Source organism: Halalkalibacter urbisdiaboli (assembly GCF_002156385.1).
Classification (GTDB): Bacteria; Bacillota; Bacilli; order Bacillales; family Bacillaceae_D; genus Halalkalibacter_A; species Halalkalibacter_A urbisdiaboli.
The window spans coordinates 500,849-524,076 of the sequence record NZ_MVJM01000001.1; the positions used below are offsets into that span (position 1 = coordinate 500,849).

Consider the following 23,228-nt stretch of genomic DNA (forward strand, 5'->3'; position numbering starts at 1 on the left):
GATATGACAAAATAATAAGGAAAGAGATTAATGATCGATGATGTTTCTCTTTGGGCAGGAATTTTTTTAGCGGCTTTATTACTTGCAACTAGTTTCATTTGGCAGCCATTAGATTTTTGGCTCCTGTTTCCGATATCCCTTCTCATCTTAACATTTTACGCTAAGCTTTTTGTAACCTTTGAGCTTAGAATGTTTTCGAAAAAGGAATGGTTATATAGCTTGTCAAGTGGTTTGATACTATATTTACTATTTGCATGTGGCAAGTGGCTCATCACCTTCCTCAACCTCCCACTTATAGATTCCCTAGTGAGGTTATATCACACCGTACAACCAGAAGGCTTTTTTCAATACGTACTGTTATTTTTAATCGTAATCCCTGGAGAAGAGTGGTTTTGGAGAGGGTTTGTAGTCAAACGTTTACTAGCGAAATGGACAAACTTACAAGCGGCCTTCATTGGCACACTCCTTTACGCTGGAATCCATCTATTTTCAGGCAGTGCTTTACTCGTTATCGCAGCTTTTCTAGCAGGTCTATGTTGGTCTTATCTATATGTAAAAACACGTAATCTAGCGGTCGTCATAGTTTCTCATCTTATTTTTGACTTATTCCTATTAATTATTTTTCCGCTTATTTAGAAATGAGGTGTGTCAATCTTCATGACACACCTCTTCTTACTAAGCATAAATATTTACAAGTAAGCCTTTAATCTCACCAACCATATTCAAGATATCCAAACCCTTTTTCTGTTTTTCAAGAACGGCATCAGTTAAGTCAAGTAATTTCCGATCCACCTCTTGAACAATCTTATAGATTTTTGTTCGACCACGACGGTTGAATCCTCTTCGCTCCTCAAGACTCAATCCAAATTGAACCGCATCCTCCATAAATTCCTTGACTAATTGTTTATACTTACGAAGCTCATCTACTGTACGTGTCTCAGATAACACTTTCCCCTGGTCGTCAATCTTTTCCATTAATAGAGAAAGTCGTTCATACGCTTTTTCATCCCGCTTCTGCCCAATCACTTCGGAAAAAGAGACTCGTGCAGTCGGTTCCTGCTTCTTTGAATCAACTTTCCCTAACCCTATCTTTCCGATTCTTTGAACATCCATCTTACATCCGCCTTCTTTCTTAATGGAAACTGTTCTTTTGAACATCCATGATTCGATAATTTATTTTAGCATATTCCGGTCCAGTCATCATCCATCTATAAATTGGAAATTAGCTCCCTCTATCTTGCAAAAAAAAACGAAAAGACCGAAGCCTTTTCGCTTTTATCATTTATTGAAGAAGTTGTAAAACTCCTTGTGGTAATTGGTTCGCTTGTGCAAGCATTGCAGTAGCGGATTGATTTAAGATATTGTTACGAGTAAACTCCGTCATTTCAAGAGCCATATCTGCATCACGAATACGTGATTCTGATGCGGTTAAGTTCTCATGCGTGACTTGCAAGTTATTAATGGTGTGTTCCATACGGTTTTGAACAGCTCCAAGCTTAGAACGAGCAGATGACACTTTATTAATTGCTTGATCAAGTGAAAAAATCGCTCTATTTGCATCAGCATTTGAAAGGACACTAATTTCTTCAATGCCAAGAGTTACTACATCCATTCTTGGAATATCAATCATCACGTTCTGTTTTGTATTTGGTCCAATTTGGAAAGATAAAGCATTATTTGTAATTGTGAAATCTAGAGTCTCATTATTTATATTTGTAAGGAACTGATATTCAACTCCACCATGTTTAAATAAACCATTTACAGAGGTTAAGCTACGCTCAGCTTTTATGGCAACAGGAGTTCCGGTAGAATTATCTAGCAATTCAATTTTTGCTTCAGCTTCCATTTTCACTTTAACAGTACCTGCTGAAACAATATTCGTTGTATCAATTGTAATCCCTGCAACATCAGTATCACCAGCAGAAGCATGGGTTCCAATGTTAACTACTTTCGAACCGATTGATAGTCCATCCGGATCAAGAATTTCAATTTCAGCATCCTGATTCGTAGTATTCACATCTCTTACTCTAATTGTATATTCTCCTAATTTCATTTCATCGGTGGCATTAGGTGGTTCATCAGTAAATCTTATATCAGTTGGTGGGTTTGCCGAACCTAATCCTGCTGATGGTTGAACAACATTGTAAGCTGGCTTCGCCTCCGATACCTTAACTTGGTACTCTCCAGACTTCAAGTTAGCGTCAGTAACAGTAGGGTAACCAACTAGATTAATAGGGTTTGTTCCATCATGTGTCGTTAACACAGCACTAAATCCGTTTAGCAACTTTCGTGTATTAAACTCCGTCTTTTCAGAAATATCGTCGATTTCTAGCTTTAATTGATCAATTTCTTTTTGAATTTGATCTCTGTCGTATTCGGTATTTGTGTCATTTGCAGCTTGCACTGCTAGTTCACGCATACGCTGAAGCATCGTGTGTACCTCTTGCATAGCGCCTTCAGATGTTTGCATAAGGGAAATACCGTCTAAGGCATTTCTTTCAGCCATCTTCAAGCCACGAATTTGCGAACGCATTTTTTCTGAAATTGCTAATCCTGCTGCATCATCAGCAGCTCGATTAATTCTAAGACCAGAAGAAAGCTTTTCTAAGTTTTTAGATGTAGCAGATTGATTTTGATACAAATTTCGATATGAATTTAGTGCTTGAATATTGTTATTAATTTTCATTTTGATACCCCTTTTTGGTTAATCTCCATACACTGAAGTATTTTCGTATACATTCACCTTTTGCTTGATGCTTTTCGGCTGAACATCACGTTTCGTTTTCATCGCTTCATTCCATGCTGAAATAATGGGTTCTAAGAGCTTTAATACTTCTTCTATAATTGTTTTGTCCTTTTTAAAGTTCGCTTCAACAATTTTATCCGCAATGTAGTTATATACTTGTTCAAGCTGATCAGCGACAATACCAGCTTCATAGTTGATGCCTGCACCAAGTCTATGTAGGATGTCACTTGCTTTTTGCAAGTGATCATTTGCTTGAACGAAGTTTTTTTCATCTATTTGGATAATCGCTTTTTCTAAATTGTTATAACACGCTTCATAAAGGAGTGTTGTTAACTCCTGTGGTGTTTTTTGGTGAAGAGCTTCATTTGTTAGGAACGTTGTCATGGTTTCCACCTCCGTCTCCTTATCTCCTAAATTTTATATCGGACTTTGTCTAAGATTGTTTAATAGTTTTTCTCCATTTCCTCAATTAGCAATAAAATTTCAGCCATGACAGAATACAACTGGGGTGGAATATTATCTCCTAAGTCCATATCGAGTAAATTTTCAACAAGCATGGCATCCTCTTGCATGGCCACATTATTCTTTTTTGCTAGTTCAATAATTTGATTTGCCACCTGGCCTTTACCTTGAGCAACAATTTTAGGTGCATGTCCATTTTCTTCATCGTAACGTATTACAGCTGCTGTCGGTCCATTCATTTGGCGACGTTGCTTTTGATTAAAATGCTTAGTAACCATCATACTTTAAAATCAAATCCTTTCTCAGAGAAAATAGGCTGCTGTTTTTCTGTAGTGGAAGTTGATGTTGTTTGTTTATCTTCCATTGATAAGGTTGCATATTTTATGCCATTAATGGAATAACCAATTTCCGACAATCGTTCGACCGCTTTCTGAACAAGAGGCTCCATCCTCATTTGAAAATCAAGTTGATCATTTTTTAAAGTTACAGAAAGTTGCCTCTCGGTTGCATTAACCATAATTCCAATTTCACCCATTTTTTGCGTTTCCATTAAAAAGTATAGACTACAATTTTCCCAATCTACTTTTTGTCCTTCATTACGTGAATTAACATATACTTGTAGATTCTCGACCTTTTCCTGCAATAGAAATGGTAGGTTAAAAAACATACTTTGTAAATTTGCTTGCTGGTCCGACCGACTTAATAATTGCTGTCCGGTAATATTATTTAACGCTTGTTGAGCTAAATGGCTTGCTCGTGCCCCTTCTTCCTCTCTAACTATTTGCATTAAAGCAGATTTTAAGTTTCGTTGACTGTTTTCTTGCTGTTGTTGGTCACGACCTAATGCCAATTGTTGCGCAAGCTCACTGTCCCGATTAAGCCCAATCCCTCTTAGCGTCTCAAACATCGCACGAGGCCCGCCGTCCTGAGTATTTACTTTAACTGTTTCCGTATACTGCTGGCTATAAGTTTTAGCAGGCTGCTGTTCATTCATAGCAACGTAATGTTTCACCTTTGTTTCAGAAGGCTGAAAATTTAATCGTTCAACAAGCCCTTTTACGTCTTTAACAATTTGATTAGCTGCTTGATGCTGTCCTTTTGCAAGTAATTTCTTTGCTTCGGCAAGTTGACTACTCGCTTGCATTAAGCTACGTTCCGTTTTCATATCAGTTAGGAGCATCATTTCACTCCGTAAAATTGCGTTATCAAGCTTTTTAATGGTCGTTTCTAATAACGGTTTAGCTTGAACTTGGGCTTGAGAGCGAAACTGGTCTACTTGTCTTACCACTTGATCTAATGTCCGGGATATATCACGCTGCAGTGATTTAAAATCGGCTGCTGCTTTGGCTAGCTTTTCAGTAATCGTCGTTACTGCAATGTTTTTACTTGCCAGTTCAATACTCGTTTGGAACTCCTCATTCTGGACATATGCCGACGCATCAGAAGAAACTCGGATTAATTCGGTTGCGTTTATGGACTGTTCAATTTTTTGGAGCGTGTTCATGATCTGTTCTCTACCAGCCAATTCTCTCCCTTGGTTCATTCTTTCGGTAGCTTGCTCTAGTGACTGAAGTAACTCACTTTGTATTTCTCCCGTAACCGCTGGGTGATTAAGCAATTGTGACTGAAGTTGCTGGATTGCACGTTCAAAGCTAGCCTCCCGTTGCAATTGGCTTTGGGCATGCTTTATCACTTCCGCTAATGTACTTGAACCTGACTTGTTTCCTTCAGGAGGCCCCTGAATTGCGTTCTCGGTCACTTGATTCTCAACTTTTTGTAACGCTTGATTTACTCTCTCTCTCCCAACCTGTTCTAGCTGCTGAGCCTGTGAAAATACTTTTTCAAATGCCCTTTTAGCAGAATCGTCGATTGAACTTTGTTGAAGAACCGTTCTGCCCTCTTTTACGATTTGAGAAAGTGATTCTGTTTTAAGTACTGCTCTTAAATCCTCACTTGTTTCTTGCTCAGCAGGTGATGTTGCTTGTCGAGCTAAATGTTCGATAGCTTGTTGGATCCTATCTCTTCCAACCTGCTCTAAATGACTCGCTTCGTTCAAAGCTCGATCCACAAATTGGCCTGCATCGCGATTAACTTGTGGATTATTAACAACTTGCTGCCGAACATGTTCGACGGCTCGTTGGATGTTCGCTTCAGGTACTCTCACCTCATTAGATGTCTGTCCACTTCGTTCAAAACGATTAGATTGTCCGATTTGACTTAACTCAGATTTAGATGCCTGATTTAACTCACGTGCTAAATCTTCTAAAACACGATTAAGTGGACGACCATGTAACGCTTCATGTACAGAATGTAAATGACTCGAAGTTACGTCTAGCCGTTTATTGGCTAAAGCTTGAACGGTTTGCAATCGCTGTTCTAGCTTACCTTCTCCTAGAAATCGTTGTAAATCCTGTACGGACTCTTTTGTAAGGGGCAAACCTTTATCCATTAACGTTTGAACTGCTTGCCGCAGCTCTGTTGAAGACTGAGTCACACCTAGTTGTCGAAGAGTTTGACTCATGTCACGCTGCGTTTCATGCCGCGTTTTTGCAGCTGAGGATTCCTCACTTATCGCTCGAACCTGGATAGAATCACCTTTCGTGGATGTAACCTCTATTGTTGTACGCTCCCCTTCTGGTACTCGTCCATCAAAGGTTGCACGAACCTCACGTCCACGAATCGATAGTATTGCCTCGTTTTCCCCTGTTCGCTCTTTTATCGTTGCACGATATACTTCTCCTTCGCGCATCGGACGTTCGGCTTGTTGTGATTGTGTTTGTAGTAGGTTTTGTATCTGCATGCCATTCACGCTCCCGATCATTTTCATTATCTTTTATATCGACCGGCTTGCTACTAATCTTAATGGTTGAGAGGATTCAATTTTTGCTCATTTTTTGGTAAAGCAATAGTAGCCGCTAGAAACGATAAAATCGAAAAGGCATCTTTAGCAGCGCTTGCTAAAGATGCCTTTCTGTTATTCAGTCGGATAATAACGTAACAAATCGCCATAAAGGACTTTATCAGAGTATTCTAGATCCTGTGTTGCCTTTGATATATAAGGCTCACAATGATTACTCTCTATTTCAGATCCCGTACTCTTATCATAACATGTGTTATTCGTAAACACGTACTTATCGGTTACAAAGCTTCCATCGCGAAGCACGACGAATGATCGGCGATCCGGTGAGAATAAATCCGTTCCAAATTGAATATCCTGTTTTGCTTCTATTCCTAATAGATGCATTATCGTCGGCTTAACATCTATCTGTCCCGATACGGTATCAAATACTTTGTGATTTGTCTGACCTGGGATATGAATGATCATCGGAACTCGTTGCAGCTGAACTGAATCAAACGGTGTAATTTCTGTCTTGTTAAGGTACATACTCATTGCTTTGTTATGGTTTTCAGAAATGCCATAATGGTCACCATATAATATAAAGATTGAATCTTCATATAGACCTTCTTCTTTTAACTGTTCAAAAAATAATTCTACTGCATGATCCATGTAACGAACTGTTGGAAAGTAACGGTTCAACGTTCGACTATTCGAGTTGTACTCTTCAATCATGCGATCCTCTTCTTCTAATTCAAAAGGAAAATGGTTTGTTAGAGTTATAAATTTTGTGTAGTATGGTTCAGGTTGTGATTTTAATAAATCAATCGATTGTTGAAAGAAATCTACATCCTTCAATCCCCAGCCAACAGAGTTTTCTTCATTCACATCAAACGACGTGATATCAAAGAATTGATTATAACCTAATGATTGATACATCATATCGCGGTTCCAAAAGCTTTTATTGTTTGGATGCATCACAGATGTAAAATATCCATTACCATTTAAAATTTCAGGTAAAGCATGATACTCATTCCCTGCATGTGTGAAAAAAACAGCTCCGCTATCTCTTCCAAACATCGAGTTTGCTACTAAAAATTCTGAGTCAGACGTTTTCCCCTGCTCTGTTTGGTGATAGAAATTATCAAAATAGTAGCTTTCATTTATTAATTGATTTAAGAACGGCGTAATTTCTTGCCCATTTACTTCACTGTTAATGACAAAGCTTTGCAATGATTCTAATGAAATGACAATAATATTTTTCCCTTCAGCAATTCCAAATAATTCAGGATTCGGCTTTTTATACTTTGCAGCCGTATAATTTTTTACATCAATGATATCAGAACTATCTGCAAAAACACGCTGAGCCTTAGATTGAGATTGAATATAAGCATCATATATATGATAGTTCAATAAGCCAATATTCTTTACAAGTAAATCTCGATCAAATGACCTCGTTAACAATTGCGGACGCTCCGCTTGAGCAATTCCTAAATTTACAATAAATAAGAGCAAAGCCAATGAGAAAATAATCCCCGTCTCTTTCTTACTTTTTTGATGTAATGGAAATTTCTTTTTGACATACAAGATGATGAGGATCAACAAATCCGCAACTAGTACTAAATCTGCTACATTCATTAACTCTGTGATACTTCCCCCAACATCCTTTGCATTACTTGTTTGGAATAAGACTGGCCAAGTAATAAAATCTGAGAAAAAGCGAAAATAAATCATATTAAAGTAAAGAACCAGTGTTGCTAAGAAACTTAACACGATCATTATCACTTGTCTTCGTTTTTCACTAAAAAATAAACTAATACCAATGATGAATACTGCTGAACTTAACGGATTAATCATTAAAATAATTTCTTGTAGTATATTCACCGTGTCAATTTTAAAGGCTACTTTGTATAAAAGATACGTTTTTATCCATAAAAAAAAGACTACTAGCCCAAAAAATTTAAACCTACTAAATACGGCCTTTAACGTGCCCATTCTAAAAAGACCCCTCTCTTTTCATTCCTTCTCTATACTGATAATATATTAATCCTTTCTAAAAATAAGTCAATACCATATTTTTTCATATTTCATTAACTACGTCGGCTCAAAGGGACATTGTTTAGCTTTCATCAAGAAAATCACGTTCAAGACTGGTCCCTCTTTTGTTCCGATCCGTAAAATCATCATGTGCTTCATGAATCTGATAACCTTTTAAAAGACTATTTTGCCCAAAGCGTAGATGAATGTCCTCAATTGTCTTTAATAAAGTTTCATTTTTTTCATCTTCTTTATATGAAAATAGATCTAATTGTTTGTACGCATGCTGCTGTTCAATTAAATCATAGGTACTAATACCTACTAGGCGAATAGCTTCGCCGTTCCATGATTTCTTCCAAAGTTCCAGTGCCACCTTAAATAAATCTTCGTCATACTGCAAAGGATTAAGCGTCTTTTGGCTTCTCGTTACAGTTTTCCAATCATGATATTTAATCGTAATTTGAACACCATTTGCACAAACCTTTTTCTTACGTAGACGTTGACTAACTGATTTTGCTAGCTGTTGAAAGGTAGCCAATATTTTTTTTTCATTTTTCGTATCTTCACGTAATGTTGTTGAATTCCCAATGCTTTTAAATTCATAAATAGCATCCGGATTTACTTCACTTTGATCTATACCATTTGCACGTTCATGCAACCTTACACCATTAACCCCAAACCGCTTCTCAATTGTAGCGATGTTACCTTTTGCAAGGTCACCAATAGTGTGGTAACCATAGTTTTTCCATTTATCAACTGTTCTTTTTCCAATTCCATGCATCTCCCCTATCGGAAGTGGCCATAGCTTTGATTTTACATCTCGCTTTCTTAATATCGTCAGCCCATTAGGCTTCTGCATATCACTTGCCATTTTAGCCAGAAATTTATTTGGAGCAATCCCTATGCTACATGATAAATTTAGTTCCTCTAGAACTCTTCTTTGGATTTCCAAAGCAAGTGTAACAGGATGCACCTCTTTTAAGTAAGAGGTTACATCAAGGTAACCCTCGTCTATTGAAACGGGCTGAACTAGGGGGGTATAGCTTTGTAGTAATGCGAACAGTGCTCTTGATGCAGCTCGATATCGTTCAAAATTAGGAGGGAGAATAAGTAAATGTGGGCACAGTTTTTTTGCTTGCCAAATAGGCATAGCCGTCTTCACACCGTTCGCCCTTGCTTCATAACTGCTCGTAACAATAATCCCTCGACGTTCTTCAACGTTCCCGGCAATCGCAATCGGTTTTCCCTTTAATTCCGGATTATAGGACATTTCCACAGAGGCATAAAATGAATTCATATCAATATGAAAAATCACTCGTCCCTTTGCCATTTAATCACCTCAACTCCATTATACGAAAATACGTTCGTAAATAAAAGATTCTAGTTATTGCACGGGTCTAAAATTTACGATATTGTAAAGGGACCTAGGATTACCATTTCCTAAACTAGGAGGTAAGATGATGTATATTGATTCCGAAAAAAATATTGGTCTATATTCAGATATATTATCTAAAATTCTTAATACAGCTAATTGGTATCGCAAACATAAAAATCAATCATTAACGATTCCTGAATTATCTATAATACTTGGCAATTCAGAAGAATTGATTTTAGAAAGTATGGAATTTGACGTTCAGTCGATACAACCTTATTCATTATTACAATAGTGTGTTATAAGGGATTCACTTAGCTCTAAACACTACGCTATTTTTGCAGTAAAAAAACCGATTGTCACAGAACAATCGGTTTTTTAAATCATGATTGTGCTGCTTCTTTAATAACAGCGACAACAGCTTCTGATAATTTAACTAATTCTGAAATCGGCATCTTCTCATTCTTTGTATGAATGTCTTCATAGCCAACAGCTAAATTAACCGTCGGAATTCCAAACCCTGCAATGATGTTTGCGTCACTGCCACCACCACTTTTTAGGAGCTTTGGGTTACGTCCAACTGATTTGAGTGCTTTCTTAGCAACCTCCACCACTTGGTCACCATCTTGAAGCTTATAACCCGGGTACATCACATCTACCTCAACATCAACAGTCGTTCCCATGTCTTTAGCAGTGGTTTCAAAAGCTTCCTTCATCTTCGCAACTTGCTTTTCCATTTTTTCACTCATCAGAGACCGTGCTTCAGCTAAAATTTCAACATAATCACAAACGATATTCGTTTGGGTTCCTCCTTCAAAACGTCCAATGTTTGCTGTTGTTTCCTCATCAATCCGTCCGAGTGGCATTTTTGCAATCGCCTTTGCGGCAACGGTGATTGCTGAAATGCCTTTCTCTGGTGCAACTCCAGCATGCGCAGTTTTCCCATAAACAGTTGCTTTTATTTTCGCTTGAGTTGGTGCAGCAACGATAACATTACCAACTGGTCCATCACTATCTAGGGCAAACCCATATTTCGCCTTTATTAAAGATGGATCGAGCACTTTTGCACCAACTAATCCAGATTCTTCGCCGACTGTTATGATAAATTGTACTGTGCCATGATCTAATTTTGATTCTTGAAGCACTTTAATTGCTTCAAGCATTGCCGCAATTCCAGCTTTATCATCAGCTCCAAGGATCGTTGTCCCATCAGTTACTACATACCCTTCCTTTATGCTTGGCTTAATCTCTTTACCAGGAACGACTGTATCCATATGCGATGTAAAATAGATAGGCTCAGCAATTTCTTTCGTTCCAGCTAGTGTACATATTAAATTTCCTGCTGCATGTTCTGTTTTTTCTGCTGCATTATCCTCATAAACCTCTAACCCAAGCGAGAGAAATTTTTCTTTTAATATCGGGGCAATTTTATCCTCATGTTTTGTTTCTGAATCAATTTGAACAAGTTCCAAAAATTCGTCTACCAATCGTTGTTCGTTTATTTGGAGCATCTAACTGTTCCTCCTTTTTTATTTTTGCTTTTCACATAATTCATATAATACACCAGCTGTTGATTTAGGATGAAGAAAGGCAATTAGCGCATCATCAGCTCCCTGGATCGGCTCTTTGTTTATCATCTGAACTCCATTTTCGATCATGTCATTTATTCTAGTCTCTATGCTTGTTACTCCGATAGCAATATGATGTAGGCCTTCACCTCTTTTTCTTATAAACCTAGCAATTGGACTCGTGTTAGAAAGAGGCTCTAATAGTTCAATCTTTACATCCCCAATTGATAAAAAAGCAACACGAACTTCTTGTGTTGGTACCTCTTCTATTTTTTCTAAAGAAAGTTTTAAACTCCCTATATAAAAAGGAAGTACTTTATTTATTGACGTAACAGCAATTCCAATATGATCTACTTTTTGAGATATGTTATCTTTCATACTGATCTCTCCTCTAACATGTCAATATTGAATTCGATAGTCCATCCTAATTTTCCTTTTTCAAAAATTGAACATTGTTACCACTTGTCCCTAACTTAAAATCAAAGTAAAATAAATAGTAGTGATAAAGAGGAGGTTTCATCATGCCACGTAAATTTCAAAAAGCAATTATTTATCTTATGATTATTACAATGGTTCTTGGGACTGTTTTAATGGGTGTTTCCATTTTCTAATAGCTCCGTATGTAACATGACATATAAAGAGCCGACAATGTAAACGTGTCGGCTCTTTCTGCTAGTCAATGGCGCCATATTTCCGAGCTAATTGCTCAAAACTCTCTTCACCATCAGTAATTAGAATCTTTGTTCCTAAAGGGACCTTGTCAAATAATGCCTCAACCACTCTGTTCGGTAAACGAATACATCCTGCAGTTACAGAGTAGCCGATTGAGTTAGGTCGATTCGTTCCATGTATTCCATACGTGCGTCCATCGGTGTCGTTTGCGTCAAACCCAATCCACCTACTCCCTAATGGATTTTTCGGATCGCCACCTCGTATATCACGTTTTCGGTAATAAGGATTCTCGGCTTTTACAGTTACTGTGTATAAACCAATCGGTGTTTCATCTCCTTCTTTCCCCGTTGCAACCGAATGATGCAAAACTTCACCATTTTGAAAAAAAGCCAACTGATTATCTTTAACATTTACAATAATAAAGGGATCGCCGATGGTCGGATTATCACCAAGAGGCCAAATTGGTGAAGATACAAGAAAGAAAAAAGAGAAAAGAAGCTTTAATACCATTTTTTTCATCCTTCCCTTTTTCCTGTAGTTTACCCTTATACTTTCCTCTTATCCACGTGATTCCACAAACGGTCCTTAATAATCAAATATTGCTCCAATTCATGCATAATATAAGATAGGGACGACCGTAATTCAAACTCTTCTCTAGTTTCAGGTAAAGGCATCTCCTTAAAATCCTTCTTCATTAAACGAAGACGTTCAAGAAAATAGGGTACATGATTCGTTGGACTAACGGACTTACTTAACTCCTCTAAAAAATCAGCAATAACAATCCCCTGTGGAACAGAGCGATGGATTGCTGAAACAAAGGGCATAACTCTTTCAATAATCTCAAATTGTTTTTCGCGCATTTCAAAGTAATGGTAATATTGATCTTCATAACGAACAATATGATTATGTATGTTTGTTAAAGCTAAGTCTTTTCCTTTCGACAATAGTTCCACTGTTTCCGGGATTTCTTTTCCATCCCAATGACTTTCCCCATTTCGTAAGTAAGAACCCATTTCATGTAAAATGGTCTTAAAATGTTCTTCGATATCTTTCCGAAAAAGACGAAGAGTCTTTTCATGGCTTGGCATATATAAATTCATTAATAAAGCGACACCAACCCCAATTACAATAAGCAAAAGTTCGTTTATAATGATTGAAACAGAAACATAACCAAGTATATATATATGTAATAATATAACGCAGCTTGTCACGATTCCTTCAGTCACCTTTAGTTTGACCGTAGCTGGGATAAACAAAAGAAGCAGTAATGCTAAAGTAAATGGATTATAACCTAATGTTTCAAATAAAATGACACTCATCGTAAGTGCAATCATACTGGCAGCTATCCGTTCCCATGAAATAAGTAGTGACTTTCGACGTGTAATCGAAATGCATAAAATCGTAATAATAGCAGCTGATGAGTAAAATTCAAGCTGTAATGCATTCGCAATAGAAATTGAAATCGCAGCACCTAGAGCCGTTTTTAGCGTTCGATAACCAATTTTCAGATTCATGTAATCCCTCATTCATGCTGATATTTGCCTTTATTTTACCATACTAATGAAACAACTGTACCAAGGCTGCTTTTCTATTCGAGTGAATCCTTTCTAAAGACCTCCATATTAACTTATCATAAAATAAAGGGTGACTACTTTATATAAGTAGTCACCCTTTTAGAAGGCATTATTCAGCTACAGGTTCTTCTTCAATCTCTAATGCTGGGTCTTCTTCTGGTGCAGGTTCATCAACTGGTTCACCACAGGCTGCTAAAACACTCATTGATAAAGCTCCAGCCAATACAGTATAAAGTAGTTTTTTACTCATTGTAAACTCCTCCTTTAGTATCGTTGGTTTAAAGTTAAAATGCTAAATCCAACTAAACTAATCATACTAAAGCTTCCTTTGAATTATAAGCTGATTTCCTATTTTTACATTTTTTCACAAACACTTTGAGGAATTCACATATTATCTGCTTCTATCATATATTGAAAAAAATAAGATAGACTATTTTACTCAATTATACTATTTTTAATATATAGATTATCGATAATAATAAAAAGGGATGAGGCTAATGTTATATCGACGTCAGGACTCTTTTCGTTATGAGTTTAATGAACAACTTACTGGGAAGCTTCAATTGCTTCAAATAGCTGATAAGAAAGTAACTAGTTCAATAGGTACAATGCAGTTGTATAATATTAGCCCTGGCGGATTAAAAATTGAAACGACGCTAAATTTTCCTGACCCCAAAAAACAAAAGATTATCCTTAATCTTTCATTTTACTTAAACGAAGAAGAAATCGAACGCAAAGGAGAAATTGTGTGGAAAAAAATATTAGCAAATCGATACCAGTACGGCCTTATTTTTAATCAATCAGACCATGATAAAGATGAACTTATTGGTTTCCTAAAAGACTTTGCAAAAAGGAATTTTAGGAAGCAACTATAACGCACAATGATGCTATTTACTGTAATACTTTTTCGGTAAGTTTACTAGCCTCATATACAGGTAGGATAACATCCATCCTAGTACCTGTACCAACTTCACTATGAACCTTGATGGCTCCACCATGATGTTGTAAGATTTTATAACAAACCATTAATCCTAAACCTGTCCCTTTCTCTTTTGTAGAATAAAAAGGTTCACCTAAACGTTCCATTCGTTCTTTTGAAATACCACACCCATTATCTTCAACCTGTATACAGACTTTGTTTTCAGAATGTTTTAATAATCGAATTTTTATTTCTCCTTTTGGCTCAACAGCATCTAGAGCATTTCGAATAAGATTAATTAACACTTGCTTTAATTGCTTCTCAGAGCCATAAACGGAAGGTATATTTTCAGATTCAAGCTCTACACTTACATTTTTCATAATGGTTTGTGTCTCTAATAGCGTCATAACTTGTTTAGCTAAATTGTCTAAATGTACCTGTTCGAATCTTGTATCATGGTTTGGTTTAGCCAGAGTTAAATATTCATAAATAATTGATTCTACGCGTGCCAGTTCTTCCATTACGAGACTAAGGTATTTCCCATTATACTCCTTTTCTCTTTCAAATAATTGCAGAAAGCCCTTTATAGAAGTAAGAGGATTTCTAATCTCATGGGCAACACCGGCTGCTAGCTGCGCAACAACAGATAATTTATCTGATTTTCTAATTAAATCATCCATATGCTTTCGTTCTGAAATATTCTTGAGAATGGTCCGAAATGCACGTTTCCCTCTGAAATGAATAAGCGTTGTCGTTGCTTCCACCTCAAGTAATTGTCCTGTCAAACACCGTAATGTAAATATGGAAGATAAGACTCTATTCTTTTCATCAAGAAGCAACCGTCCCTCCTCTTCAATACGTTTAGCATCGTCCAACAAAAATAACTCGGATAACCTTTTTCCAATCAACTCTACCTGCCCTTGGGCACGAAATAACTTTTCACCAGCAGGATTTATATAGATAAGCTTTTGACCGTCATGCACTGATATTGTTTCTGGCGTGTGTTCAACTAGACTTTTATAACGTAATTCACTATCACGTAATTCTTGCTCCATTTGTTTTCGATTCGTAATATTAATAAAATAAAGAGTCACTTGGTCATCAGCTCTATAGGCTCTGACATCATACCAGGTTTGTTTATTCTCTTTAAAATATTCAACTTCTACGTATTCCTCACCAGCTAGAAGTGGATAAATTCTCTTTGATAACTCATGCTTATCTCCTTGCAAAAAGGTCCAGAAATCCAACCTTTGAATCTCTTCCCAGGAAAGGTCAAACATTCGTTCAGCTTCATCATTTACGTAGAGAAATTGTCCATCAAGAGAAATCGTAATAATCGCATCTTTAATACCATCTAATATCTTTTTCGGAAGTCTAACCTCATCACGACCACGAATACTAGCTAAAAGAGGCGAATTATCCTCAGACTCAGCTGGTAATGATAGACGGTCCAATTGAACTAAAAATAAGGATTGATCGGGAGAGATGTCATCAATTGTAAATGTAATTGATTGTAAATACCCTTCCCCATGTAATATCATTTTTTCGATCTGAAACCCTTTAATCCCTTTTTTTAGAAAACTACCTGTTTGCTCATATCCTTCTTCCTCTCCTAATATAACGAGCGATTGTAAATTAAGAGTAAGAAGATAATCCCGAGCATAACCAATAGATTCACAAAACGATTGATTTACATAGATAAACTCTCCATTCTCATTTAAAAAAGCCTGTCCCAAAAGAGAAGCTTCCATACTTGAATATAATAAGTTTGGCTCCATCCTACTCTCCTCTTCCCTAAAAAAATCGCTTTCCAGTTACTATTCCCTAGCTTTCGTGAAAATCCTTCATTTTCAACGAATTTTATTGTCGATCTATATGCTTTACAACTAATGACTAGCTACATAAGAAATGAAAAGAGGGTGCTGCAATGAACAAACCTGCAACACCCTTATCAGTCATAATATTAATGTCCAGAGCTGACTCCGCTCATTTTTTCATTAAACGAGAGCTGTCTGAATTTATACCATCAATTGTTACATCGATATTATTTTTGCTCAAATTTGACTTTGATTTTTTCAATTGCACCAACTGCTGAATCATCCCAAGATGAGCTTCACGTAAATCAATAATAACTTGATTAGCATCTGTCTTATAATCAAATTGATAAATTAACTCACTAATAGATGCAAAGAATATCCCACTTAAGATTACACCTGCAAATACACCAATTGCTAGGTTATGAGTGACAACAACAGTGACGACCATAACAGCCGCATTAATACGTGGAACCACGACTTTCCTTGTTCTTATCACTATCTGTATCTGTAAGGCTTTTAAAAGATAGCGACTACGCTCATTGCATGAAGGCTGTGCCAAAAGGTTAAAAAACAACCTTTTGGCACAGCCTCCTTCACAAAATTAAAATTCTATAATTGTTTCATGATGTTCGTGTACGTTCTCATCTTGAGCATGGACAATGACGTTATATGTGCCAGAAAACGTTTCTACATCCTTTAATATATAGATTCCGGGTTCAGTCATCTTAACATCAATCCATTGGTGTTGCTCTTGCCCTTCTTTCCATAATTCAAGTGTGATATGATTCGCTAGAAATGGCTCGTCCTCAACCTGTACTGAAAGCCGTAAATCTTCAACTAATTCAATAAGAATCTTAACCTGATTATGGTGTTGGTGGGAATGTTCATGCTCGTGTGGATTCTTTGTTTCCACTTCTTCTTTCTCCCCAACTTGGATTTTTATAGTTGGCATCCGGTGCATCTCTCTTGCTGTCACATGAACTTGAATGTGATATAAACCAGCTTCATCAAAGGTATGATGCAAACGATAGATATGGCCTTCTATCTCACTTGGCTCTAGCATAACGCTACTACCCTTATCTTCTTCCTTCCAAACTTCATACATGACTTCATTTGCATCCTCGACTACTTCCTCACCTTGGCTAATTACACTTGTAATCGTAATATTCTCACCAACTTCAGCCTTTTCTACTGAGTCAACTTCCACCTCAATTGGCTGAACAAGTTCCATCTGTCCCCCACTATTCTTTTCATTACTTCCACACGCAGAAATAATGATGATTATAAGTAATAGACATCCTAACTTTAATCCTTTCATCTTAAACACCTCTTAAACTGTTGACTTTAGCTTTTCATTGATTAAACCTAACCAAAACGTATTCCAGACTATTTTCAACCTTTTTTCGTAACCCTGATCATGATAAAAAAACATTTGAAACACGTTCCCATCTAAAATGCAATAAAAGCTAGCAATGAGTTCTTCAATTGGTCTTTTTTGAATTAGTCCTGCTTCAATCGCTTCCTCAAAAATTCGTTCGAGCATTGAATATTGAAATTGTTCAAATTCAAGCGTTTTCTTTACTATCTGTTCTTTTAAATGAGTAGGCGGAAAAAAATGGTTCGTTTAAACAAGGTCAATTCCATTTTATGACGAGCTATATGTTTACAAGTTGTTAATAAATAAGTATAGAGTTTTTGCTCAGGGGGCAAGTGCCCCATTTGCTTATATGCATCTTCTAATAGACTTATGTACCGGTAGAAAACATCTTCAAACACTGATATGTACAAATGATCTTTGCTCGAAAAATGAGCATAAATTGAAGGCTTCTTAATCCCTACTCCTGCTGCAATTTCAGAAAGTGAGGTACCTTCATAGCCCTTTTCAGCAAATAAGGCCAGCGCAACTTGTTTAATTGTTTGGATTGTCATTCTTCTCCACCTGTTTCTAACTTTTTCTATTTGCTAGTATATCATACTCCCACTTCCCCTTTTATGAAACTTCAATGTCTTTTATCAATGTGGACAACACACTATACTGTTTGCTATTCCTTTCTTTACATCTTCACCCTAGTAACTTTTTTTCAAACTTTTTTCTCATCTTTCTCCTCGTTTATTACTCCTCATATCTATATATATAACGAAGGAGGTGAGAACATGAACGGACAACAAACACGCTTAACCTTAAATTTTATAACTGGTGTCAATGAAAATGGCGAAAATATTATTCGCTCTAAAAGCTTTACTAATGTGAAGGGTGATGCGACAGATGAATCACTAGTCGCAGTAGTAAATGCTCTTCAATCTCTTCAAGTACATTCACTCGATTCTGTTACTCGTACCAATAGCTATTCATTAAACTAAAGGACAAGGTGATGCAAAATGAGCAAAAAACTTGAACTTCTTTTTGAGAACACGGAAGGACGTCTTGTTACGATTTCACTTGATGATCCCGTAGAACCTGTCAATGGGAGTGAGGTTCAAACGGTCATGTCCACGATTATTGAAAATGCTGCCTTTCTTTCTAGCGGAGGCGAAATTGAAACTATTCGTGGAGCGAGAATTGTCGAAAGAAATGTTGAAGACATCAATCTACCGTAATGAATCCCATTGAACTTTGGATTCCACTGATAGGTGAATATGGTTTTCCCATTATGGTCACTCTATATCTACTTCATCGCTTAGAAAAGAAACTAGACCGCGTGACAGAAGCCGTTGAAAATCTATCAGAATCCTACCGACCACATATGAATAAAATGAATCGTTTATAAGAGAGAAGGGTGTTCAAATAAGGGTTATCCCTTATTGAACACCCTTTTCTTTATTTTTTTGCTGTTAATGATGAACATGCTATAATACGGATACATCTCCTTCTATGTTATGAAAGGGTGAAAAAAATTTGTCTAATTTAGAAAATGCAACGTTTGCAGGTGGATGTTTTTGGTGTATGGTTAAACCTTTTGATCAATATGAGGGAATAGAGCGTGTTGTATCTGGTTATACCGGTGGGCATGTTGAGAACCCAACCTATGAAAAAGTATGCTCCGAGACAACTGGTCATTATGAAGCTGTACAAATTACGTATAACCCCGATATTTTTCCATTTGAAAAATTGCTCGATATTTTCTGGCAACAAATTGATCCTACTGATCCGGGTGGTCAATTTTTTGACCGCGGGGAATCTTATCGTACTGCGATTTTTTATCACACAGGCCGACAAAAGGCTGCTGCAGAATTATCAAAAGAAAAATTAGCAGAAAGCAAACGATTCTCCAAGCCAATTGTCACAGCCATCCTACCAGCTAAAACATTTTATCCAGCTGAAAATTATCATCAAGATTATTATCAAAAAAACCCCTTACGCTATGAGATGTACCGCAAAGGTTCAGGTAGGGACACCTTTATTCAAAAATTTTGGAGGTAGCCGATGAGTAAAGAAAATGATAACCTACGTGTTAAATTAACGCCTCTTCAATATGAAGTGACACAAAATAATGCAACCGAGCCACCTTTTAAAAACGAATATTACGCCCTCGAGGATGAGGGGATTTACGTCGATATCGTTTCAGGTAAGCCTTTATTTAGTTCCAAAGATAAATATGATGCCGGATGTGGGTGGCCTAGCTTCACAAAGCCGATTTATGAAGATGAGATTGTTGAAAAAGAAGATCGAAGTCATTTTATGATAAGAACTGAAGTACGAAGTAAGGAAGCCGATTCTCATTTAGGTCATGTCTTTAATGATGGTCCCGCACCGACTGGATTAAGATATTGTATTAACTCAGCCTCCCTAAAGTTTATTCCAAAGGAAAACTTAGAAAACGAAGGATACGGTGCGTTTCTTAAACTATTTGAATAAGATCAAAAAAGCTGAGCTCAGCGAAGCGACTGAAAAAGGGAAAAACCAAAGGGCATCGAAAAAGGAAAAGCACCCTTTTTCAATGCCCTCAGCTCAGCCTTTTATTCTTTACGAGAATTCAGCATTTCACCTATCACCTGTTCTTACTCGTACACATAGCATATTAATGCCACACATTGTAAGTTTGTATAAGAAAGGAATGTGATCCGAGTGGAACAACACCAGAAGCATTTGATTGACATGGTTGTTGGAAAAGTTTTAAATAAACATGATGTTAAGCCTTCAGAAGAGTTATCAAGAGAGCAAAAAGAAAAAATTAAAGAGGTTGTTGGTAATATTCAGTCAGAGGTTGAACGTTTTTTAGAGAATCAACAAAAACAAGTAAGTGAACGAGACTTTCCAAAACAACAAACAAATGCAGAAAGACCAAGTGAGGCATCTGTCAAACTTCAAGAACAGCCACACTCACGTCCGGTAACACGACCAAAGAAGAAAAAGTTTTTCCAAGATCCGAATAACGTTCAATATGCAAAAACTTTTACTAAGAACCGCCGTGTATAGTAGTTTGAAACCACCTGATAAAGGTGGTTTTTTTTAGTAAATGAACTTCGTTTATAAATATATGTGAACGCCCTAAGACATTTGTCCATTCCAAAATTCCTAAACTAACATAGGTTGAAGTATAACCCGAAAGGAGGCATTTAGCATGAATCAAGAAGTTTATTATTCAAATGGAAATGCAGAATCAAAGTGGTCAGCTCTTGATACCAATTCAAAACACCCTTTATGTGGAGAAGTTTGCGAAGAAGGAGATGATGTCGTGCAAAACGCAGAACAGTTAAATAAAACACTTCAGCTTTCCGAAGAGTATATCCTTATTAAAGACTCTTGTGATGTGACTGTAACAACAACAGACACAAAAGCTGCTGTTAACCTTCAAGCTTCATTACAAGTTGTAATCGCACTTGTAATTAGCATTGCCGTTGCTTCAAGCCAAGAGGCAGAGAAAATCACACAAGAATTATTACAACACTCTAAAGTGAAGCAAGTTAATTATCAGAAAACCGTCATCGAAAACTCTCGTAACGTAGATGTCTCAACAACTGACACTCAAATTGGTGTAAACATCCAAATTCTTTTACAAATTTTACTAGCTTTACTTGTTCACCTAGATATTCTATAAGTCAGTAACCTTTCTCTATAATGCCCTTATGTCTAATTTTAGCTTAAGGGCATTATTATTTTCACACTATTTATAGCCACATTTTTTTAATTTGAATATAAACCTCTTACATATTTTCATTCATGAGTTCAAAACTATGTACGCACCCAAAAACTAACCATCAAGGAGGATGCTTTCTTTGGAAAAGCATAAGCAAGCTCAAACTGAACAACCTTTTATTCCTATGACTTCACTCACAAGTGGTCTTTGTCAAAAGGTTACAAACGAAGTTTATTGTTTAAATGTTCAAATTGTAAATGTATGTTTTGTCGGTAATCCAGTTAAAGAGAAGGGCTGGGTTTTAGTAGACGCCGGAATGCCAAAATCAACAGAAATGATTATCGATGCATTGAAGAATGAATTTGGTACCGTTCAACCACCAAGTGCTATTATTCTCACTCATGGCCATTTTGATCATGTAGGTGCTGTGAAAGAGTTAGCAGATAAGTGGAATGTTCCAATTTATGCACATGAATTAGAGATCCCTTATTTAACGAACAGGAAAAGCTATCCAGAGCCAGATCCTAGCGTAGAGGGGGGGCTTATTGCTAAAATGTCGTCCCTTTTTCCTAATGAACCTATTCAACTTGGGGAACGAGTGAAGGCCTTACCGGATAATCATGAAATACCAGGAATGAAGGGATGGAGATGGATTCATACACCAGGTCATACTCCTGGTCATGTTTCCTTTTACCGCGAGAAGGATCATGTTCTAATTGCTGGAGATGCTTTTGTTACTGTTAAGCAGGAATCTTTGTATAAAGTTTTAACTCAAGAGCAAGAAATTAGTGGGCCTCCTCGTTATTTAACAACAGACTGGAAGGCCGCTTGGGATTCGGTTAAAACATTACAAGAACTCTCACCATCACTGGCCATAACTGGACACGGTTTACCTATGTACGGTCAAGAATTAACAAACAATTTGGAAAATCTAGCTAATAAATTCGACCAAATTGCAATTCCGGATTATGGCCGCTATGTTAACCAATAAATAATCTAAGAGTGACTCAGCCTTATTGGTGCAATAAGCTTAGCCACTCTTATAAAAAGGGGGTTCCAAAGGGATCTGTTTAGATCATCTTTTGGTGCCCCTTTAATTGTGATGGTTTACAACGTACTTGGTGGCTGATGTGGAGGATTCGGTAATACCGTGTTGTGAGTGTAAAGGGGAGCGGGACGAAGACGAGGTTTTTTTCCATACGCTACTGGTTGTGAAACATAAACAAATTCACCTAAACCATCCATACTTCTACCTTGAGCCCATCTTCCTGCTTGACTTTCATTTCCTCCAGATAAGTCATAATAAGTATAAGCAACCTCAGATTTTTCTAATTCGCGAGGGAATGTACTCGGCACAACGATGTTTTCTTTTTCCTCTAATTCACAAATTGCAGCATACCATTGATTTTGGTGCATTGTGTCACGTGCGATAAGCCACGAGAGCATATCTTTAACACCAGCGTCTGTAGTCATTTCATATAACCTTACAGCTTGAAGACGGCCTTGTGATTCATACGTTAAGTTCATCCTAAAATCAGCTAACAAGTTTCCGCTAGCATTAATATATCCAGCATTCCATGGATTTCCCACACTATCTACTGGCATGGCTCCTAAACCGGATACAATAGCATGTTGTGGATTCATCCCCCCAAGAACTGCACCAATTACCGGATCTTTTGCAGCAACCTCTTGATCACCAACTGGTGCATTTTCTAGTAAGCGTGCAATCATCGTTGCTAACATCTCAACATGGGCAAGCTCCTCCGCGCCTGTAGCCATTAACAAATCTCGATATTTTTCATCCCCCCGAACATTCCAACCTTGAAATAAATACTGAAGTGCCACAGAAATCTCACCAAATTGTCCACCTAGAATCTCTTGAAGCTTCTTAGCATAAACTGGATCCGGACGCTCAGGTTTTGCTTTATATTGAAGTTGATTTAAATGATAAAACATATCCTTCCTCCTTAGTTATTGACTTAACCATTGACTCTTTAACGTATTCTTTTATCGCTCGGCCATATTCCATTTTTTTGAATGTTTTTAACACCATTTACCGCGTAAGTCTTATATTCGCTTACACACAATAGTTAATGGTCAATGAGATACAGAAGCATTCCTTCTGTAAAGAAAAAAGGAGACCAACA

At 37.0% G+C, this 23,228-nt stretch carries 30 protein-coding genes; 12 read left to right on the top strand and 18 right to left on the bottom strand.

What is annotated here, in order from left to right; genetic code table 11:
- Positions 1-30 precede the first annotated feature (30 nt).
- Positions 31-636 (top strand): CPBP family intramembrane glutamic endopeptidase, encoded by a 606-nt coding sequence (locus tag B1R93_RS02550; RefSeq protein ID WP_088102414.1) that lies wholly within the window; start codon positions 31-33, stop codon positions 634-636.
- A 39-nt stretch (positions 637-675) separates the two neighbouring features.
- Here B1R93_RS02550 and B1R93_RS02555 read toward each other — a convergent pair whose 3' ends face one another.
- From B1R93_RS02555 to B1R93_RS02585, 7 genes are all read right to left on the bottom strand, one after another.
- A complete protein-coding gene (locus B1R93_RS02555; RefSeq protein WP_088102415.1) occupies positions 676-1,113 on the bottom strand; it encodes a YaaR family protein in 438 nt (145 codons plus the stop codon).
- 169 nt (positions 1,114-1,282) lie between these two features.
- On the bottom strand, positions 1,283-2,686 hold the full coding sequence (locus tag B1R93_RS02560; RefSeq protein WP_088102416.1) for a flagellin N-terminal helical domain-containing protein: 1,404 nt from the start codon (positions 2,684-2,686) through the stop codon (positions 1,283-1,285).
- Positions 2,687-2,704: 18 nt separating this feature from the next.
- Positions 2,705-3,130 (bottom strand): flagellar export chaperone FliS, encoded by a 426-nt coding sequence (fliS, locus tag B1R93_RS02565; protein ID WP_088102417.1) that lies wholly within the window; start codon positions 3,128-3,130, stop codon positions 2,705-2,707.
- A 59-nt stretch (positions 3,131-3,189) separates the two neighbouring features.
- Entirely contained in the window at positions 3,190-3,489 is a 300-nt protein-coding gene (locus B1R93_RS02570) for an EscU/YscU/HrcU family type III secretion system export apparatus switch protein (protein WP_207634109.1), read from the bottom strand.
- Positions 3,486-6,008, bottom strand: a complete 2,523-nt coding sequence (locus B1R93_RS02575) for a coiled-coil domain-containing protein (RefSeq protein WP_088102418.1) — start codon at positions 6,006-6,008, stop codon at positions 3,486-3,488. The genes B1R93_RS02570 and B1R93_RS02575 overlap by 4 nt, the downstream gene beginning before the upstream one ends.
- A 174-nt stretch (positions 6,009-6,182) precedes the next feature.
- Positions 6,183-8,039 (bottom strand): LTA synthase family protein, encoded by a 1,857-nt coding sequence (locus tag B1R93_RS02580; RefSeq protein ID WP_088102419.1) that lies wholly within the window; start codon positions 8,037-8,039, stop codon positions 6,183-6,185.
- A 124-nt stretch (positions 8,040-8,163) separates the two neighbouring features.
- Positions 8,164-9,411 carry a DNA polymerase IV gene (locus B1R93_RS02585; protein WP_088102420.1) on the bottom strand — a complete coding sequence of 416 codons (1,248 nt, stop codon included), beginning with the start codon at positions 9,409-9,411 and terminating at the stop codon, positions 8,164-8,166.
- 127 nt (positions 9,412-9,538) lie between these two features.
- On the opposite strand from B1R93_RS02585, the gene B1R93_RS02590 reads away from it, so the two are divergent.
- Positions 9,539-9,748 (top strand): hypothetical protein, encoded by a 210-nt coding sequence (locus B1R93_RS02590; RefSeq protein ID WP_133058594.1) that lies wholly within the window; start codon positions 9,539-9,541, stop codon positions 9,746-9,748.
- An 88-nt stretch (positions 9,749-9,836) separates the two neighbouring features.
- On the opposite strand, the gene B1R93_RS02595 is transcribed toward B1R93_RS02590, so the two are convergent.
- Positions 9,837-10,964: a M20/M25/M40 family metallo-hydrolase gene (locus B1R93_RS02595; RefSeq protein WP_088102422.1), complete on the bottom strand. Its 1,128-nt coding sequence runs from the start codon at positions 10,962-10,964 to the stop codon at positions 9,837-9,839.
- A gap of 18 nt (positions 10,965-10,982) precedes the next feature.
- Positions 10,983-11,399 (bottom strand): methylmalonyl-CoA epimerase, encoded by a 417-nt coding sequence (gene mce, locus B1R93_RS02600; RefSeq protein ID WP_088102423.1) that lies wholly within the window; start codon positions 11,397-11,399, stop codon positions 10,983-10,985.
- Positions 11,400-11,542: 143 nt separating this feature from the next.
- On the opposite strand from mce, the gene prli42 reads away from it, so the two are divergent.
- Positions 11,543-11,632: a stressosome-associated protein Prli42 gene (prli42, locus tag B1R93_RS22875; protein ID WP_165763707.1), complete on the top strand. Its 90-nt coding sequence runs from the start codon at positions 11,543-11,545 to the stop codon at positions 11,630-11,632.
- Between the two features lie 61 nt (positions 11,633-11,693).
- Here the strand turns inward: prli42 and B1R93_RS02605 are convergent, their stop codons facing one another.
- From B1R93_RS02605 to B1R93_RS22880, 3 genes are all read right to left on the bottom strand, one after another.
- Positions 11,694-12,203 (bottom strand): L,D-transpeptidase, encoded by a 510-nt coding sequence (locus tag B1R93_RS02605; RefSeq protein WP_425348915.1) that lies wholly within the window; start codon positions 12,201-12,203, stop codon positions 11,694-11,696.
- A 35-nt stretch (positions 12,204-12,238) separates the two neighbouring features.
- Positions 12,239-13,207, bottom strand: a complete 969-nt coding sequence (locus B1R93_RS02610) for an aromatic acid exporter family protein (RefSeq protein WP_088102425.1) — start codon at positions 13,205-13,207, stop codon at positions 12,239-12,241.
- A gap of 169 nt (positions 13,208-13,376) precedes the next feature.
- The gene (locus B1R93_RS22880) at positions 13,377-13,517 is read right to left on the bottom strand and encodes a hypothetical protein (protein WP_165763708.1); all 141 of its coding nucleotides are present in this window, start codon (positions 13,515-13,517) and stop codon (positions 13,377-13,379) included.
- Positions 13,518-13,764: 247 nt separating this feature from the next.
- Between B1R93_RS22880 and B1R93_RS02615 the strand changes: the two genes are divergently transcribed.
- Complete coding sequence (locus B1R93_RS02615) at positions 13,765-14,142, top strand: PilZ domain-containing protein (protein WP_165763709.1); 378 nt, start codon at positions 13,765-13,767, stop codon at positions 14,140-14,142.
- Between the two features lie 16 nt (positions 14,143-14,158).
- Here the strand turns inward: B1R93_RS02615 and B1R93_RS02620 are convergent, their stop codons facing one another.
- The 5 genes from B1R93_RS02620 to B1R93_RS02640 all read right to left on the bottom strand — a co-directional run bounded on the left by B1R93_RS02620 (position 14,159) and on the right by B1R93_RS02640 (position 17,932).
- Complete coding sequence (locus B1R93_RS02620; RefSeq protein ID WP_088102427.1) at positions 14,159-15,964, bottom strand: PAS domain S-box protein; 1,806 nt, start codon at positions 15,962-15,964, stop codon at positions 14,159-14,161.
- A gap of 208 nt (positions 15,965-16,172) precedes the next feature.
- Positions 16,173-16,478, bottom strand: a complete 306-nt coding sequence (locus B1R93_RS02625) for a hypothetical protein (protein WP_133058595.1) — start codon at positions 16,476-16,478, stop codon at positions 16,173-16,175.
- A gap of 126 nt (positions 16,479-16,604) precedes the next feature.
- Positions 16,605-17,321 (bottom strand): FixH family protein, encoded by a 717-nt coding sequence (locus tag B1R93_RS02630; RefSeq protein WP_088102429.1) that lies wholly within the window; start codon positions 17,319-17,321, stop codon positions 16,605-16,607.
- A 12-nt stretch (positions 17,322-17,333) separates the two neighbouring features.
- On the bottom strand, positions 17,334-17,546 hold the full coding sequence (locus B1R93_RS02635; protein ID WP_088102430.1) for a hypothetical protein: 213 nt from the start codon (positions 17,544-17,546) through the stop codon (positions 17,334-17,336).
- 50 nt (positions 17,547-17,596) lie between these two features.
- On the bottom strand, positions 17,597-17,932 hold the full coding sequence (locus tag B1R93_RS02640; RefSeq protein ID WP_088102431.1) for a TetR/AcrR family transcriptional regulator: 336 nt from the start codon (positions 17,930-17,932) through the stop codon (positions 17,597-17,599).
- A 225-nt stretch (positions 17,933-18,157) separates the two neighbouring features.
- Between B1R93_RS02640 and B1R93_RS22885 the strand changes: the two genes are divergently transcribed.
- The 8 genes from B1R93_RS22885 to B1R93_RS02685 all read left to right on the top strand — a co-directional run bounded on the left by B1R93_RS22885 (position 18,158) and on the right by B1R93_RS02685 (position 22,072).
- Complete coding sequence (locus B1R93_RS22885) at positions 18,158-18,364, top strand: DUF1659 domain-containing protein (RefSeq protein ID WP_165763710.1); 207 nt, start codon at positions 18,158-18,160, stop codon at positions 18,362-18,364.
- 18 nt (positions 18,365-18,382) lie between these two features.
- Complete coding sequence (locus tag B1R93_RS02650) at positions 18,383-18,601, top strand: DUF2922 domain-containing protein (RefSeq protein ID WP_088102433.1); 219 nt, start codon at positions 18,383-18,385, stop codon at positions 18,599-18,601.
- A gap of 8 nt (positions 18,602-18,609) precedes the next feature.
- Positions 18,610-18,771, top strand: a complete 162-nt coding sequence (locus tag B1R93_RS02655) for a YvrJ family protein (RefSeq protein ID WP_088103378.1) — start codon at positions 18,610-18,612, stop codon at positions 18,769-18,771.
- A 128-nt stretch (positions 18,772-18,899) separates the two neighbouring features.
- Positions 18,900-19,424 carry a peptide-methionine (S)-S-oxide reductase MsrA gene (gene msrA, locus B1R93_RS02660; protein ID WP_245308172.1) on the top strand — a complete coding sequence of 175 codons (525 nt, stop codon included), beginning with the start codon at positions 18,900-18,902 and terminating at the stop codon, positions 19,422-19,424.
- A 3-nt stretch (positions 19,425-19,427) separates the two neighbouring features.
- Positions 19,428-19,859, top strand: coding sequence for a peptide-methionine (R)-S-oxide reductase MsrB (gene msrB, locus B1R93_RS02665; protein WP_088102434.1), 432 nt, complete (start codon positions 19,428-19,430; stop codon positions 19,857-19,859).
- A 210-nt stretch (positions 19,860-20,069) separates the two neighbouring features.
- Entirely contained in the window at positions 20,070-20,420 is a 351-nt protein-coding gene (locus B1R93_RS02675; protein ID WP_088102436.1) for a hypothetical protein, read from the top strand.
- Positions 20,421-20,565: 145 nt separating this feature from the next.
- Complete coding sequence (locus tag B1R93_RS02680) at positions 20,566-21,042, top strand: spore coat protein (protein ID WP_088102437.1); 477 nt, start codon at positions 20,566-20,568, stop codon at positions 21,040-21,042.
- A gap of 178 nt (positions 21,043-21,220) precedes the next feature.
- Positions 21,221-22,072 carry an MBL fold metallo-hydrolase gene (locus tag B1R93_RS02685; protein WP_425348916.1) on the top strand — a complete coding sequence of 284 codons (852 nt, stop codon included), beginning with the start codon at positions 21,221-21,223 and terminating at the stop codon, positions 22,070-22,072.
- Positions 22,073-22,188: 116 nt separating this feature from the next.
- Here B1R93_RS02685 and B1R93_RS02690 read toward each other — a convergent pair whose 3' ends face one another.
- On the bottom strand, positions 22,189-23,037 hold the full coding sequence (locus tag B1R93_RS02690) for a manganese catalase (protein ID WP_088102439.1): 849 nt from the start codon (positions 23,035-23,037) through the stop codon (positions 22,189-22,191).
- Positions 23,038-23,228: the final 191 nt, after the last annotated feature.